Origin of the sequence: Duganella sp. CT11-25 (assembly GCF_047302815.1) — a bacterium.
Taxonomy (GTDB): domain Bacteria; phylum Pseudomonadota; class Gammaproteobacteria; order Burkholderiales; family Burkholderiaceae_D; genus Rugamonas.
In genome coordinates, this window is sequence record NZ_JBKBFD010000001.1 from 162,298 (window position 1) to 178,301 (window position 16,004).

The window sequence follows — 16,004 nt, forward strand, 5'->3', positions numbered from 1 at the left end:
CGGTTATCAAGGCACCGCCAGAGTGGCAACGCCGCTGCCCGACATTATAGACGAAGCCCGCCGTCGCCGTCGCTTGTCCTAGACGGCGGCGGGACGGTTGGCGATGCCGAAGGGGATATGCACCATCGGGATGTTGCCGCCGGCCGATTTGAGGTGGCTGAGCTGGTCGTCGAAGAAGATGTGCGGCCGGAAGATGCCCAGCACGCGGGCTTTCTCCATGCCGCCCAGGAAAAATGTCTCGTTGGGCGAGACGCCCCAGCTTTTCAGCGTGGTCACCACCCGCTCATGCGACGGCGCGCTGCGGGCCGTGATGATGGCGATGCGCAAGATCTTCTTGTAGTCCGGATCGCGGCGCTGGGCCCGTTCCTCCAGCCGCTGCATCAGCGACAGCTTCTGGAACAGGTCGGCCAGCGGGCCGGGTTGGTGCGGGATGGCGACCCGTTCGCGTTCGTGGGCGTGGAATTCGTGCACGTCGTTGTTGCGCTTGAAGACGGTTTCGGACTCGTCGTCGGCGATCACGCCGTCGAAGTCGAAGGCCACCCGCAGCTCGGCGTCGTCGTCGTCGTCCTCGGTGCGCGACGGCAGCACCAGGCCGGCCGGGTAGTTGGCTTCCAGCGCGTTGCGCACATCTTCCTCATTGGCGCTCAGGAACAGCGATGTGTTGAATGCGGGCAAGTATGTGTACGGCGACTGGCCGGTCATGAAGCAGGCGCGCGAGATGTCCAGCCCGTAGTGGGCGATGGAATTCATCACGCGCAGGCCGGTTTCCGGCGAATTGCGGGAAAACAGCACCACCTCCACCGGCGCCGACTGGGCGTAGTGCTTGTTGATGCCGAGGAAACGTCGGATGAAGGGGAAGGCCACGCCCTTGTCCAGGATGGCATTGATATGCTGTTCCTGGTATTTGCGGTACTCCTCGGCGCCGCTTTCCAGATAGACCCGGTGCGATTCGGTGAGGTCAAACAGGGCGCTGGAGGCGATGCCGATCACCAGCTTGTGCTCTATAGGGTAAGCCATGTGGGTTGTCGAAAGAATGCTATTAGCATCACTCTAACCGATACGGGCCATCCGCGGCGGGCCGCTTGTTGGTCACATGGCAGCTTTTTTCTGTTTCTTTCTTGCACGAGCGATGCCGCTGAGCTACATTGACACATCCTGATGACGGATTCCGGCGTGCTCAATCTCGATACTCTCTTACTGGTACAAGTGTGCGTCACGCTGCTGACCACGGCGCTGCTGGCCGCTTCCGCCTGCTACGCCGACAGCCCGCCCGAGCAGCGCTGGTGGGCGCTGGGCAATGTGGCGATTTGCATCGGCCTGGCGTTGACCAGCCTCGACAGCATGCCGCTGCTGGCAAACAATATCCTGGGCTACGGCGTCATCGGCTTCGGCCTGGCGCTGGTGTTGCGCGGCCTGCGCCTGTACTGTTCCGAAACCCTGCCGTGGCGGGCGATCGCCGTCATCACCTGCATCGCGCTGCTGATCCCGGCGTATTTCACGCTGGTCGCCCCCAGCCTGCGGGCGCGGCTGTGCTTCAGCGGATTTTATTTTGCCATCCTCAACTGGATCTGCGCGCTGGTGGTGGCGCGCCACGGGCACTGGCGCCTGGTCGGCATCAGCGTGGCCGGCTTCAGCCTGCTGGGCCTGGCGCTGCTGCTGCGCGGCGTGCACATGCTGCTGCATGGCGATCCGGCCGACAGCGCCAGTTCGCTGGTGATGGGCGTGACCACGCTGGCGATTCCGCTGGCGCAGATCTGTATCGCTTTCGGCCTGATCCTGATGGTGATGTGGCGCTATGCCGAGCGGCTGCGGCGCCTGTCCACGCTCGATGCGCTGACCGGCGCGCTGAACCGCGCCGGGCTGGAGATCCAGGGCAAGCGGGTCGGCCTGCGCGCGCTGCGCGGCGGCCGCAGCCTGGCCGTGATCATGATCGACGTCGATTACTTCAAGGTCATCAACGATACCTATGGCCATCCGGTCGGCGACGAGGTGCTGCGCCATCTGGCGCGGCTGCTGAAGATGGAGTTGCGCCCGCACGACCTGATGGCGCGCTTCGGCGGCGAGGAGTTCGTGCTGGTGCTCGACGGCGTCAACCGCGAGGCCGCGCTGAACGTGGCCGAACGCCTGCGCGCCCGTATCGAATCGGAAATAGTGGAACTGGACCAGCTGTCGGTGCGCTACACCGCCAGCCTGGGCGTGGTGTGCTCGGACGAGCATGACTACGACCTGATCCGGCTGATCTCGGCCGGCGACGCCGCCATGTACCAGGCCAAGCGCAGCGGACGCAACCGCGTTGTCGGCGGCTGAGATTGTTGTGCGCGCCGCGCCACATACTTCAAGAATATGATTGACGGCATCAATGATGGGGCCGCATATTAGTTGGTGAGGAACAATCTCTCCAAATCTCACTCATACAATCCACTTCCAGGGGTATCTGATGTTCAAAAACTTGCTGATCAAGTGGAAACTCGCGACGCTGGTGGCCATCATGATGGTCGCGCTGGCGGTGGTCGGCGCGGCCGGCTACAAGGGTATCGCCAAGGTCGGCGACGCGGTCAACGAAATCGGCGTGGTGCGCCTGCCGTCCATCCAGGGCTTGCTGGTGATGAGCGAAGGCCAGACCGCCGTCTCGGCCGGCACCTTGTTTGCCGGCACCTACGCCACCGACTACCAGGCGCAGGAAAGATTCGCCGAGGCGCAGGAGATGCGCAAGAAGGCCTGGGCCAACATCGACCGCGGCTGGAAACGCTATGAGCCGCTGCCGCAGACGCCGGAAGAGGCGGTGATGTGGAAGCAGTTCACCGGCGAGTGGGCGGCCTGGAAGGCGGCCGACGACAAGATCGGCGCCACCATTTCTGCGCTGGCCGGCAACAAGGACGAGCAAAAGCAAAAGGATTTGTTCGTCGAGTTCTATGCCCAGTACAACCAGTCGCGCCCGCTGTTCCAGAAGGCCGAGGCGACGCTGATGAAGATCGAGCATCTGAATGAGGATATTTCCGCCACCAGCGTGGTGGACGGCACGGCGGCGATCGGCAGCGCGGAATGGCAGATGGTGATCGCCGCCGTGGTGGCGGCGCTGATCGCCATCGGTTGCGCGGCCTACATCACGGCGGCGATCACCGATCCGATCAACGAGGCGGTGCGCGTGGCGCAGACCGTGGCGTCGGGCGACCTGACCAGCCGCATCGAGGTCGACACCACCGAGGAAACCGGCCAGCTGCTGCAGGCGCTCAAGGACATGAACACCAGTTTGATCAGCATCGTCGGCCAGGTGCGCAGCGGTACCGACACCATCGCCACGGCGTCGGCGCAGATCGCCAGCGGCAACCTGGACCTGTCGTCGCGTACCGAGGAGCAGGCCAGCTCGCTGGAGGAGACGGCGTCGTCGATGGAGGAACTGACATCGACCGTGCGGCAAAATGCGGACAACGCGCGCCAGGCCAACACGCTGGCGGCATCGGCGTCCGGCGTGGCGGTGCGTGGCGGCGACGTGGTGGCGCGGGTGGTCGAGACCATGGATTCGATCAACGCCTCGTCGTCCAAGATCGTCGACATTATTTCGGTCATCGACGGCATCGCGTTCCAGACCAATATCCTGGCGCTGAACGCGGCGGTGGAAGCGGCGCGCGCCGGCGAGCAGGGGCGCGGCTTCGCCGTGGTGGCGGGCGAGGTGCGCACGCTGGCGCAGCGCTCGGCGGCGGCGGCCAAGGAGATCAAGGAGTTGATCGGCGACTCGGTGGAGAAGGTCGGCGCCGGCAGCAAGCTGGTGGCGGAAGCCGGTTCGACGATGGGCGAGATCGTCAGCAGCGTGCAGCGCGTGACCGACATCATGGGCGAGATCAGCATGGCGACGCAGGAACAGAGCACCGGCATCGACCAGATCAATATGGCGGTGGGGCAGATGGATACGGTGACGCAGCAGAATGCGGCGCTGGTGGAGGAGGCCGCCGCTGCGGCGGCGTCGCTGCAGGAGCAGGCGGCCACGCTGGCGGAGGTGGTCAGCGTGTTCCGCATGGACCAGGCGGTGTCGCGGCCGCCAGTGATGGCGGCGCGCCAGACGCGTGTCGCCCCGGCCGCGCCGGCGCCACGGGTAGCCGCCGCGCCGCGTCCGGCCCTGAAGGCGGCGCCGGCCAAAGCCCCGGCACGCAAGATGGCGACGGTCTCGTCGGACGATTGGGAAGAGTTCTAACCAACAATAAAGTAAGCCACTATATGGCGCAGCAGTAAAGTAAGGCAGCCCTCGCGGCTGCCTTTTTTTATCTGGCGCAGCGTGCCTTAGAGCTGCTCATACGCGCCCAGGCGCTTTTGTTCGTCGGTGCTGAAGCCGGCGTCGCGCAACTGCTGGAGGGCGGCTTCGTCGGGCTGCGTGGCTTGCAGCAGCTGCTGGCGCTGCGCCTGATAGGCGCCGATGCGGCGCTGCCAGTCGGCCTCCTCGCGGTCGACATCGGCCAGCCTGGCGGCGGCTGCAGGCGAGAGCGCGGCGGCGCGCATGCGGTAGATCTCGTTGTCGCCGGCACCCTGCGCGCGGGCCTTGGCCACCGCGTCTTCCAGCCGCAGCACCTTGGTCGGCGCATCCCGTTCATCGCGCAGCTTTTGCGGCAACCCGGCGTCCAGCGCGGCCAGCCGCTGCTTGCGCTGCTCGTCCGTCAGACGCTTGTCGCCATTGATCTCCAGCCGCGCGACGGCATCCAGGTCGTACGCATCGCTGGCGCTGAACAGGCCGGCGATTTCCTCCTCGCTGAAATACGAACGGCGCAGCAGCTGCATCGCCGCCAGCCGCTGGCGCGCCGCCTGCGCCGGATCGGCAAGCGGCGGCAGGCCGCGTTCAGCGTCGACCAGCGCGCGCTTGTAGGCGAGGTAGGCATCCAGCAGCCGCCTGGCTTCCGCCGCTTGCGGCCCGCTCAAGCGGCGATCCAGCTCGCGGACGATCTCCGTGCGGATCGCCTCCAGCGGCTTCTCGCCCAAGCCTGCCAGGTAGTAGTCGAACAGGTAGGCCAGTTCCGCATTGACCTCCAGCTTGCCGCCGGCGCCTTGGCGGACCTCGCCGTCGGGCCGGGTGCCGGCCATCGACGGCACAAACGCAAAATAGTTTGGTTCGGCGCGCCGCACCGGCGCCGCCGGCGCGTTTTGCCGCGCCAGCGTCAGATACAGGACGCCGCCGGCGACCGCTGCCAACGCGGCGCACCGCAGCAGTTTTGCGTTTGTGTTCATGCGTGCTCCTTACAGGCCCAGGCCCTGCAGGCGATTGGCCTGCTGGCGGAAGATGGTGACCGGGCTGGTCTCGAACAGGTTGGTGATGCCGATCAGCTGATTGACTTCGTCCAGGTGGTTGAGCGCGTAGTCGTCGCGGATCACGCGGCCCAGATGGCTGGAGCAGCTGCTGACCAGGCCATCGTTCTTGGCGCCGTCGAAGGCCAGCGCGGTCAGCGCCAGCACCGGGTCGCTGGCGTCGAGCAGATTGGTGTACGGCTGCGCGCCGCTCCACGAGAAGTAGTACACGCTGCGCACCTGGTAGTCGCCTTCGCCGCAAGCGGATGTCGGCACGCCCTGTGGATGGCGGCTGTTGAAGGCCAGCGTGCCGGCGGTGCTCAGCGAGGTCGCGGCCGCGCGCGCGTTCTGCGGCAAGGTCGGACTGCCGGACAGGAAGCTGATCAAGCCGGATACCGCGTTGGCCACGCTGTAGGTCACGCCCGGCACCGCGCCGATCAGCACGTCGGCCACCTTCGAGCCCTTGTTGACGCCGCCGACGCTGCTGACCGACGCCACCAGGTCCGGCCGCACCGAGGCCACGTAGCGCGAGGTCGGGCCGCCGTGGCTATGGCCGATCAGGTTGACCTTGGCCGCGCCGGTCGCCGCCAGGATCTGCTTGACCTGCACCAGCAGCTGTTCGCCGCGCACCTCGGTGCTGTTGGCCGCCGATACCGACGTCACATAGACGTCGGCGCCGCCGCTGCGCAAGGCCGAGGCGATGCCGTAGAAGTAGTCGACCGGGCCGACGCTGTCGAAGCCGAACAGGCCGTGCACCAGCACGATGGGATATTTGGTTTGGGTGTAGCCCGCCGCCCACGACGGCGCGGGCAGGGCGGTGATGAGTATCAGGCAGAACGACAGGCAGCTCCAGAAGCGTTTTTTCATGGTGGTCTCCGTTATTATGATGCCGGGGTCTGCCCGGTCAACAAAATGTAGCACCGACGCCATGGCCGCGCAGTCCGCACGCTGGACCTGGCGAGCCAATCTGCATGACTTGCGATCCTTGTGTTGGTCCTGCGCTATAATCAAAACCAAAAATTAACTATAGGGACGACCTTGCTGGCGCAATTCAACTTCCAACAATTCCAGGAGATGACGCCGCTCGATGGCGTCAATATCTGGACCTATCTCCTGGACCGGAATGCCGAACGCATCACGGTCAAGCGCCGCAAGCCGGCGCTGGAAAATTTGGAGAAGATCTTCAACGCCACCTTCAAGCTGGCCAACGAGGTCGGCTTCCGCGCCATGAACCTGCGCGACCTGTGCGGCGAAACCGGTTTGTCGATGGGCGGCTTGTACGGCTACATCAGCAACAAGGACCAGTTGGCGGAAATGATCGAGGACGTGGTGCGCCACGCCACCCACGAGATGCCGCGCCTGTTCGCCGGCGTCAGCGATCCGCTCGACAAGCTGGAAGCGCTGATACGTGCCTCGATCTACGTCTCCGAGATTCTGCAGCCGTGGTTTTATTTCGTCTTCATGGACTCGCGCGTGCTGCAGGCGGAGCAGCGCAACACGGCCAAGCAATCGGAGTTGTATGTGCAGTCGCTGTTCGCGGAGATCATTGTGCAACTGCCGGAGCGCCCGCGCGGCAGTCCGGACCTGATGGCGGCGCACATCATGGCGATGTTCCAGGACTGGTACGTCAAGCGCTGGAAGTACCGCGCGGCGGCGATCGATCCCGATCGCTTCGCCGACAGCACCGTGCGCATGATGCGCGCCTACCTGGCGCCCTGATTTACTGCGCCGGCGGCTGCTGCGGCGCGCCGGTCGGCACCGGCGCCACGTTCTCCGCGCCCGGCGGCGTGTCTTCCATATCCAGCGAGTGGCGCGCGGCATCGCCGGTGAATTCATCGTACAGCCATTCGCCGTCCACCTGCGTCAGGCCGACCGGCACCTGCATATCGCGCGCCGGACGGCTCTGCAGCGCCACCTTCATGTAGTCGATCCAGATCGGCAGCGCCACGCTGGAGCCGAACTCCTTGCCGCCCAGCGAGCGCGAATCGTCATAACCCATCCACGACACCGCGACGATGCCGCCGCCGTAGCCGGCGAACCAGCCGTCGACGGCGTCGCTGGAGGTGCCGGTCTTGCCGGCGATGTCCGAGCGGCCCAGGCGCGCGGCGCTGGCGCCGGTGCCGGTGCGCGTCACCTGGCGCAGCAGGCTGTCGGTGACGAAGGCGTTGCGCGGATCGAGCACGCGGGCGTCGTCCGGCAGCGTGGTGCGCGGCTTGACCTCGGAAATGACCTTGCCATCGCCGTCGACGATCTTGGCGATCAGGTAAGGCTCCACCGTATAGCCGCCGTTGGCGAACACCGAGTACGCGCCGGCCAGCTGCGCCGGCGTGACCGAGCCGGTGCCCAGCGCCATGGTCAGGTTCTTCGGATGCTTGGCCAGGTCGAAGCCGAACTTGCCGAGGTAGTTGTGCGCGTAAGGCACGGTGATCGAGCGCAGGATGCGCACCGAAGCCACGTTCTTCGATTCGGACAGCGCGGTGCGCATGGTGATCGGACCGTCGAACTTGCCGTCGTCGTTTTTCGGGCTCCAGGCTTCGTTGCCGGTTTCGGCGCCGGTCAGGTCGAGCGGCACGTCGTTGATGATGGTCAGCGGCGAGAAGCCTTTTTCCAGCGCCGCCGAATACACGAACGGCTTGATCGAGGAGCCGGGCTGGCGCCAGGCTTGCGTGACGTGGTTGAACTTCTGCAGGTTGTAGTCGAAGCCGCCGACCATCGCGTGATAGCCGCCGGTCAGCGAGTCGATCGACACGAAGGCCGCCGCCACCTGCGGCACTTGCGAAATGGCCCAGGCTTTCTTGTCGCCCTGCATGATGCGGATCACCGCGCCGGGACGCAGGCGCACGTTGTCCTTGGCCTTGTCCGACAGCGCGTTGGCCGCCAGGCGCAGGCCGTCGCCGCTGATGGTGATCTCTTCGCCGAATGGATCCTGCACCTTGACGGCCTTGGGGCCCGCTTCCAGCACCACGGCCGGAATCAGGCGGTCGCTGCCCGGACGTTTTTGCAGCGCTTCCTCGATGGCGTCGTCGCGCTCTTCCTCGCCGGCCGGCAGCGTGATGAAGGCTTCCGGACCGCGATAGCCGTGGCGCTGATCGTAGTTCAGCACATTGCGGCGCACCGATTCATAGGCCGCGTTCTGGTCGGCCTTGAGGATGGTGGTGTAGACGCTGATGCCCTTGGTGTACGACTCTTCCTTGAACTGCGCGAACACCACCTGGCGCGCCAGTTCGGCCACGTACTCGGCGTGGGTGTCGAACTCCTGGCCCTTGTGGCTGACGTGCAGCGTCTCTTTCAGCGCCTTCTGGTACTGGTCTTCGGTGATGTAATCGAGGTCGCGCATGGACTTCAGCACCACGCGCTGGCGTTGCTTGGCGCGCTTGGGATTGACCGCCGGATTGTGACGCGCCGGATTCTGCGGCAGGCCGGCCAGCATCGCCATCTCGGCGATGCTCAAGTCCTTCAGCTGTTTGCCGAAATAGACCTGCGCGGCGCTGCCGAAGCCGTATGAGCGCTGGCCCAGGTAGATCTGATTCATGTACAGCTCAAGGATCTGGTCCTTGCTCAGCGCCGCCTCGATCTTCATGGCCAGCATGACTTCATTCATCTTGCGGCCGTAGAATTTCTCGCGCGTCAGGAAGAAGTTGCGCGCCACCTGCATGGTGATGGTCGAGCCGCCCTGGCGCATCGCGCCGCCCAGGTTGGCGCGCGCGGCGCCCATGGCGCGCACCCAGTCGATGCCATTATGCTCATAAAAGCGCTTGTCTTCGATCGCCAGCACGGACTTCTTCATCATCTCCGGCATGTCCTTGATGGCGATGAAGTCGCGGTGCTCCTCGCCGAACTCGCCGATCAGGGCGTTGTCGGCGGTGTAGATGCGCAGCGGGATCTTGGGCCGGTAGTCGGTGATGGTGTCGAGCGCCGGCAGGTTGGGCGCCACGTACAGCAGCAGGTAGGCCAGCAGCAGGCCGCCGGCCACCAGCGCGGCGGCGCCGGTGCCGATCGCGGCACGGATGAGATTACGGCGGGTCAGCCACTTGGCGAGGCTGGGGAAGCTTGAGGTTGTCAAAATGCATCTCTCGGTTGCAACAGTATCGCCGATTATAGAGCATGCCTATTGTTACTTGCCGTCACTTGTCGTAACGTACAGGTATACAGCTCCAAAGGGATCAAATGGCGGAACCGCAGCACATACTCGATTGCGATGTCCTGATCGTGGGCGGCGGCATCAACGGCGCCGGGATAGCGCGCGACGCGGCGGGGCGGGGACTGTCGGTGGTGTTGTGCGAGAAGGACGACCTGGCGTCGCATACCTCGTCGGCGTCGACCAAGCTGATACACGGCGGCCTGCGTTATCTGGAATACTACGAATTCAACCTGGTGCGCAAGGCGCTGATCGAGCGCGAAGTGCTGCTGCGCGCCGCGCCGCACATCATGTGGCCCTTGCGCTTCGTGATGCCGCACGCGCCGGGCCAGCGCCCGGCGCTGCTGATCCGCGCGGGGCTGATGCTGTACGACCTGCTGGCCAAGCGCGAACTGCTGCCGGCATCGGCCGGCGTCAACCTGCGCTGCCATGCGGCCGGCCGCCCGCTCAAGCCGGAGTTCAAGCGCGGTTTTATCTATTCGGACGGCTGGGTCGACGATGCGCGGCTGGTGGTACTGAACGCGATCGACGCCTGCGAAAAGGGCGCCACCATCCTGACCCAGACCTTGTGCACCGCGCTGGTGCGCAAGCCGGGCGGCTGGGAGGCGGACCTGCACAAGACCGGCTGCGGCGATATCCGCGTCAACGCGCGCTACGTCGTCAACGCGGCCGGGCCGTGGACGGCGGACTTCCTGCACAAGGCGGTGCCGAAGGAGGGCGGCGGCCACCTGCGCCTGATCAAGGGCAGCCATATCATCGTCAAGCGCATCTTCGAACACGACAACGCCTACATCTTCCAGCACCGCGACGGCCGCATCGTGTTCGCGATTCCGTATGAGCGCGACTTCACGCTGATCGGCACCACCGATCTCGATTATCACGGCGACGCCAACCAGGTCGCCATCAGCGAGGACGAAATCGCCTACCTGTGCAAGCTGGCCAGCGAATACTTCGTCAACCCCATCGTGCCGGCCGACGTGGTGTGGACCTATTCCGGCGTGCGCCCGCTGGTGGAGGATGGCGCGGACGCCAAGGCCGTCACGCGCGACTACCGGCTGGAGGTCGACAGCGACGGCGCGCCCATGCTCAGCGTCTTCGGCGGCAAGATCACCACCTTCCGCAAGCTGGCCGAGGAAGCGGTCGACTTGATCGCCAAATCCCTCGACAACCGCCACGGCGGCTGGACCCACGACGCCTGCCTGCCGGGCGGCGATCTGTTCGGCGCCGAGCCGCAAAACAAGTCGGTGCTGCAGTTCGACGGCTGGGTCGGCGACATGCGCAACCGCTATGGCTGGATTCCGGCGCCGGTGCTGTGCCGCTATGTGCGCGCCTACGGCACGCGCATCCATACGCTGCTGGCCGAACGGCGCGAACTGGCGGACATGGGCGAGGAAGTGCTGCCCGGCCTGTACGCGGTGGAAGTGGATTATCTGCGCCGCTACGAATGGGCGCGCACCGCGCAGGACATCTTGTGGCGCCGCTCCAAGCTTGGCCTGCATCTGGGGGCGGGCGCCGCGGACAGTTTGCAGGCCTGGCTGGACGGCCATCCCATGCAATCGGGTAGCCGTTAGCGCAATCCCGTCAGTGGGGCAGGCCTGGACGGCGGGGTGCGTGGACGCAGCGCGCGCTTCAGGCGGTCGCCGGCGAATTCCTGCGCCTCCCGCGCCGCAGGCAGCACCGCTCCCATGCCGAAGAAATCGTGGGTCACACCCGCGTACTCCTTGAAGCTCACTGCGATGCCATCTTTTTGCAGCCGGTAGGCGTAGGCGCGTCCTTCGCTCGCCAGCGGATCGATGGCGGCCGTGATGATGGTGGCCGGGGGCAGGCGCCGCAAGGTCGCGGCCTTGGCGGGCATCGCATAGGCCTGGTCGGCGTCGTTGGGGGCGGCGGTGTAGTGGGTGAGATACCAGGCCATCGCCGCCTTGCCCAGCGGTCTCGCCAGCGCGTGCGCGCGGTAGGACGGCGTCTCCATATTGTCGTTGAGGATGGGGTAGATCAGCAGTTGGTGCACAGGCGCCGTTTCGCGCTTGTCGCGCGCCATCTGGGCCACGACGGCGGCCAGCGTGCCGCCCGCGCCTTCGCCGCCCACCGCGACCCGGCTGGCGTCGCCGTTGAATTCGGCGGCATGCTCCAGCACCCACCGGTAGGCGGCATAGGCGTCGTTGGGCGCGGCCGGATACTTGTGTTCCGGCGCCTGATGATATTCGACCGAGACCACGATGGCGCCCGAGCGGACGGCCAGTGCGCGTATCGATGCTTCGTAGGCCAGCGTTCCGCCGAGGACGAAACCGCCGCCATGGAAGTACAGCAGCACCGGCAACAGCTGGTCTTTGCCGGCGTCGGCGGGCGTGTAGGCATATAAGGGAATCTTGCCCAGCGGCCCGTCGATCTGCAGCGGCGCCAGCGTGACATTGGGCGCGGGGGCGTCACCCTTGCCGGCGGCGCGCAGTAGCTTGTGGACCGCGTCGGCGGTGGTGGGCTGCCGGCGCGCCTCATCCGGCGTCAATGTCTCCAGCGGCCGGCCGCCCAGCGACGCCAGCGCATCGAGCACCTGCCGCATGGCCGGATCGGGCCGCGGCGGCAGTCCCTGCGATAGCGTGACGCCCGTCGCCATCGACAGGATGGTGGCGACAAGCAGTGCGCCTGGTTTCATAAAGGAGGTCCCGAGAGAGAAATCGAGAGCCATTGTCGCACCCATGCGCGCCACATGGCGCACAAGGCGATCTGGCTCGCGGGGGATCGGCACTGCGGTAGAAAATCATGTTTGCTGCGCCGGTTTGTCGCATCCAATAAAAACGGCAGCCCCAGGCTGCCGTTCATATTACCGCTCTTTTCAGGCTTACTTCACGCCGTGCATCAACTTCTGGATCAGTGGAGCGATCAGGAACAGGATCACGCCGCCGGCCATCAGCGAATAGAAGCCGGTGGTGTAGCCCGACAGCGCGGAGGTCACCGACATGCCGGTTTCGCCGCTGAGGTGCGAGGCGAAGATGCCCGACAGGTTGTTGCCGATACCGGTCGACAGGAACCAGCCGCCCATGCCCAGGCCGACCAGGCGCGTAGGCGCCAGCTTGGTCACCATCGACAGGCCGATCGGCGACAGGCACAGCTCACCAATCGATTGCAGCACGTAGACCATGAACAGGGTCCAGAACGGGATCTTGTTGTCGATATTGACCAGCATCGACAGCGCGTACATCAACAGGCCGAAGGCGGCGCCGTTGAACAGCAGGCCCAGGCCGAACTTGCGCGGAATCGATGGATTCTTGCTGCGCAGCGCGACCCAGATGAAGGCGATCAGCGGCGCGAAGGCGATGATCGCCAGCGAGTTCACGGTCTGGAACCACGCCACAGGGAAGGTCCAGTTGAACATTTCGCGGTCGATGATCTTATCGGCCAGGAAGGTGAACGAGCTGCCCGCCTGCTCGAAGAAGCACCAGAACATGATGTTGAAGAAGAAGATCAGCAGCATGGCGATCACCTTGTCGCGGGCGACCTTGCCATTCTTGATGCCTTCGACCATCAGCATCACCGACAGCAGGATGAACAGCACCGACAGCACGACCTGCAGGCTTTGCGCGCCGGCGGCCAGCAGGAAGTACACCACCGGAATCACGCACAGCGAGCCCAGTACCACGTACAGCAGGCGCTTGGGATCGGCGTTCTGCGCATCCGGTGCGCCGATGCCTTTCAGGTTGCGGCGGCCGATGTAGAACCACGCCAGGCTAATCAGCATGCCGACGCCGGCCGACATGAACACGACTTTGTAAGCCGGCATGCCGTCGGTGCCGAAGATGGCCGAAGCGAGCCACTCGGTCAGCACCGGTGCGACCAGCGCGCCGGAGTTGATGCCCATGTAAAAAATCGTAAAGCCGGAATCGCGGCGCGTATCGGCGGTGCTATACAGCTTGCCGACCATGGTCGAGATGTTCGGCTTGAACATGCCGTTACCGACGATGATGGTGGCCAGGCCAATCTGGAACACGGTCTGGTTGGGGAAGGCGATCAGGAACAAGCCGGCCGCCATGAAGGAGGCGCCGACCAGGATCGAACGCTGGTAGCCCAGCACGCGGTCGGCGACATAGCCGCCGAACAGCGCGGCGGCGTACACCAGCGCGAGGTAGGAGCCGTAAATCAGGTTGGCGTGGGATTCGCCGGTGGGGTTACCGTCATAGAATTGTGCGACGACGTAGAGCACCAGGGCCCAGCGTATGCCGTAGAACGCGAAGCGCTCCCAGAATTCGGTCATGAACAACATCCACAGCGGAGCAGGGTGGCCCATGATCTGCTTGAATTCGGGAATAGCGACTTCCGTGTTGGTGGTGGTAGCACCGCTCATGCGGTTTCTCCTAAATTTTTATGTTCAAAAGGGATTGGCTTCCCTCGTGAGGAGCCAAATTGCGCGCCATTTTAATCTACAAATCGATCTCGACGCACTTTTTGATGCCTCCCCTGCAAAGATGTGTCATTTGTGCTAATAAATAGCACACGCATTCTCCGGCCCAAAAACGGCCGAGTTGTCGTATATTGGCACTGCAGGCTCTCAGAAACATGAATAAGGATTTACGCATCATGGAACATGACGTTGTCGATACCCTGATTTCGCCCGAAGGACAGTTGGAGATCCTTTCGAAGGCGGAAGTGAACAAGCTGCTCGACACTAGCCAGGGCGGTCTCTATAACATTTTCCGCAATTGCGCATTGGCCGTGCTCAATTGCGGCAGCACGATCGACGATGGAAAGGAGCTGCTGGAACGCTATCAATCGTTTGAAATCAGCATTGTCCAGCGCGAGCGCGGCATCAAGCTCGATATCAAGGGGGCGCCGGCGATCGCTTTCGTCGACGGCAAAATGATCAAGGGGATCCACGAGCACCTGTTCGCGGTGCTGCGGGATATCGTTTTCGTCAGCAACGAGGTCACCGACAATCCGAAGTTCGACCTGGCCAAGACCGAAGGCATCACCGACTCCGTGTTCCACATCCTGCGCAACGCCGGCGTGCTGAAGCCGATGCTGAACCCGAACCTGGTGGTGTGCTGGGGGGGACATTCGATCAACCGCGCCGAGTATAACTACTCGAAGGAAGTCGGCTACCAAATGGGCCTGCGCGACCTGGATATCTGCACCGGCTGCGGCCCCGGCGCGATGAAGGGCCCGATGAAGGGCGCCACCATCGGCCACGCCAAGCAGCGCTTGCACAAGGGGCGCTACCTGGGCATTTCCGAACCGGGCATCATCGCGGCCGAGTCGCCGAACCCGATCGTCAATGAGCTGGTCATCATGCCGGACATCGAGAAGCGCCTGGAAGCGTTCGTGCGCACGGGGCACGGCATCGTCGTGTTCCCCGGCGGCGCCGGCACGGCCGAGGAGATCCTCTACATCCTGGGCATCCTGCTGCATCCGGATAACGCGGAGATCCCGTTCCCGCTGGTGTTCACGGGCCCCGAGACCTCGCGCGAGTACTTCGTGCAGATCAACCAGTTCATCCACGATACGCTGGGGCCGGAGGCGCAGCAGCGCTACAAGATCATCATCGACGATCCTGAACTGGTGGCGCGCGAGATGCAGGCCGGGATCAAGCAGGTGCGCGAGTTCCGCAAGTCGCGCAGCGACGCCTACTACTACAATTGGGGCCTGAAGATCGACCAGGAATTCCAGAAGCCGTTCGCGCCGACGCACGAGAACATGCGCAACCTGAGCCTGCACAAGAACCAGGAAGTGCACCTGCTGGCGGCCAATCTGCGGCGGGCGTTTTCCGGCGTCGTTGCCGGCAACGTCAAGGACGAAGGCATCCGCGCGATCGAGAAATACGGCCATTTCGAGATCCACGGCGACAAGAAGATCATGGGGCCGATGGACGCGCTGCTGGCGTCATTCGTGGTCCAGCATCGCATGAAGCTGGCGGGCAAGGCCTACACGCCGTGCTACCGCGTCATTCAATAGTTGCAGTGCGCCAGTGCCTGGAGCTGGAAGCTCAGGTGCTGGGTTTTTCACAGGGGAGGTTCGGATCAAGCTTGTCGTTCCCCTTGAAGAATTCCCTGTCCCGGTAGCTCCAATAATATTGGCTGCCGTCCGCCGTGCGCAGGATGGCGTGCGGATAAAAGGAGTGTGAGCTCTCCTGGGAGTGGCTCAGCGACTGAATAAACGTCATCTGCTGCAGGCAGACCGGTTTGAAGGCTTGCGCCGCGGCGCTGATTTCCTGGTTTGCCTTGATGTTGGCCATCAGTACCGTCACCAGGATAAATGCGGCGTTCAAGAGGATGGCGAGAAAAAAAGGTGCGTTTTTCTTGCGCGCGATTTGGAGAGCGTATCGGCGCAAAAAAAATGTCAACGCGATCAGCGCCGTAAAGCCTGCCACCAATGGCACATAGAGGAAAGGGAGCTGTTTCACGCGTGTGAAAGCAAGCAGAAGCCCTAGTATCAACGCTTCCGGCATGCCCATGAATATGCTTAAAAGGCCCCAAACGATATATCCGCCACCGACGACTAGCCAGAAACGCCTCTTGTTTGATGCCCGGCTGGGCTGGGCTGCAAAAAACACCAGGCACAGTATGCATAAACCCAGCAGAAAAAGCATGGCGCCTCCCGGGGTGTGTGG

Annotated in this window: 12 protein-coding genes; 5 read left to right on the forward strand and 7 right to left on the reverse strand. The window is 64.0% G+C overall.

Annotated elements, in window-relative coordinates; translation table 11 throughout:
• Window positions 1–78: 78 nt before the first annotated feature.
• Window positions 79–1,017 (reverse strand): 5'-nucleotidase, encoded by a 939-nt coding sequence (locus ACEN9F_RS00615; protein WP_413416783.1) that lies wholly within the window; start codon window positions 1,015–1,017, stop codon window positions 79–81.
• 141 nt (window positions 1,018–1,158) lie between these two features.
• Between ACEN9F_RS00615 and ACEN9F_RS00620 the strand changes: the two genes are divergently transcribed.
• Both ACEN9F_RS00620 and ACEN9F_RS00625 read left to right on the forward strand, forming a co-directional pair.
• Window positions 1,159–2,307 (forward strand): GGDEF domain-containing protein, encoded by a 1,149-nt coding sequence (locus ACEN9F_RS00620; RefSeq protein WP_413416785.1) that lies wholly within the window; start codon window positions 1,159–1,161, stop codon window positions 2,305–2,307.
• 130 nt (window positions 2,308–2,437) lie between these two features.
• The gene (locus ACEN9F_RS00625) at window positions 2,438–4,189 is read left to right on the forward strand and encodes a methyl-accepting chemotaxis protein (protein WP_413416787.1); all 1,752 of its coding nucleotides are present in this window, start codon (window positions 2,438–2,440) and stop codon (window positions 4,187–4,189) included.
• A gap of 86 nt (window positions 4,190–4,275) precedes the next feature.
• Here the strand turns inward: ACEN9F_RS00625 and ACEN9F_RS00630 are convergent, their stop codons facing one another.
• Window positions 4,276–5,211: a lipase secretion chaperone gene (locus ACEN9F_RS00630; protein WP_413416789.1), complete on the reverse strand. Its 936-nt coding sequence runs from the start codon at window positions 5,209–5,211 to the stop codon at window positions 4,276–4,278.
• A gap of 9 nt (window positions 5,212–5,220) precedes the next feature.
• Window positions 5,221–6,135 (reverse strand): lipase family alpha/beta hydrolase, encoded by a 915-nt coding sequence (locus tag ACEN9F_RS00635; RefSeq protein WP_413416791.1) that lies wholly within the window; start codon window positions 6,133–6,135, stop codon window positions 5,221–5,223.
• Between the two features lie 171 nt (window positions 6,136–6,306).
• On the opposite strand from ACEN9F_RS00635, the gene ACEN9F_RS00640 reads away from it, so the two are divergent.
• The gene (locus ACEN9F_RS00640) at window positions 6,307–6,987 is read left to right on the forward strand and encodes a TetR/AcrR family transcriptional regulator (protein WP_413416793.1); all 681 of its coding nucleotides are present in this window, start codon (window positions 6,307–6,309) and stop codon (window positions 6,985–6,987) included.
• A gap of 1 nt (window position 6,988) precedes the next feature.
• Here ACEN9F_RS00640 and ACEN9F_RS00645 read toward each other — a convergent pair whose 3' ends face one another.
• Complete coding sequence (locus ACEN9F_RS00645; RefSeq protein ID WP_413416795.1) at window positions 6,989–9,331, reverse strand: penicillin-binding protein 1A; 2,343 nt, start codon at window positions 9,329–9,331, stop codon at window positions 6,989–6,991.
• Window positions 9,332–9,435: 104 nt separating this feature from the next.
• Between ACEN9F_RS00645 and glpD the strand changes: the two genes are divergently transcribed.
• Complete coding sequence (glpD, locus tag ACEN9F_RS00650) at window positions 9,436–10,977, forward strand: glycerol-3-phosphate dehydrogenase (protein WP_413416797.1); 1,542 nt, start codon at window positions 9,436–9,438, stop codon at window positions 10,975–10,977.
• Here glpD and ACEN9F_RS00655 read toward each other — a convergent pair.
• On the reverse strand, window positions 10,974–12,059 hold the full coding sequence (locus ACEN9F_RS00655) for an alpha/beta hydrolase (RefSeq protein ID WP_413416799.1): 1,086 nt from the start codon (window positions 12,057–12,059) through the stop codon (window positions 10,974–10,976). The genes glpD and ACEN9F_RS00655 overlap by 4 nt on opposite strands.
• Window positions 12,060–12,245: 186 nt before the next feature.
• The gene (locus ACEN9F_RS00660; RefSeq protein ID WP_413416801.1) at window positions 12,246–13,745 is read right to left on the reverse strand and encodes a peptide MFS transporter; all 1,500 of its coding nucleotides are present in this window, start codon (window positions 13,743–13,745) and stop codon (window positions 12,246–12,248) included.
• A gap of 233 nt (window positions 13,746–13,978) precedes the next feature.
• Between ACEN9F_RS00660 and ppnN the strand changes: the two genes are divergently transcribed.
• Window positions 13,979–15,349, forward strand: a complete 1,371-nt coding sequence (ppnN, locus tag ACEN9F_RS00665; protein WP_413416803.1) for a nucleotide 5'-monophosphate nucleosidase PpnN — start codon at window positions 13,979–13,981, stop codon at window positions 15,347–15,349.
• Between the two features lie 31 nt (window positions 15,350–15,380).
• On the opposite strand, the gene ACEN9F_RS00670 is transcribed toward ppnN, so the two are convergent.
• The gene (locus ACEN9F_RS00670; protein ID WP_413416805.1) at window positions 15,381–15,983 is read right to left on the reverse strand and encodes a hypothetical protein; all 603 of its coding nucleotides are present in this window, start codon (window positions 15,981–15,983) and stop codon (window positions 15,381–15,383) included.
• Window positions 15,984–16,004: the final 21 nt, after the last annotated feature.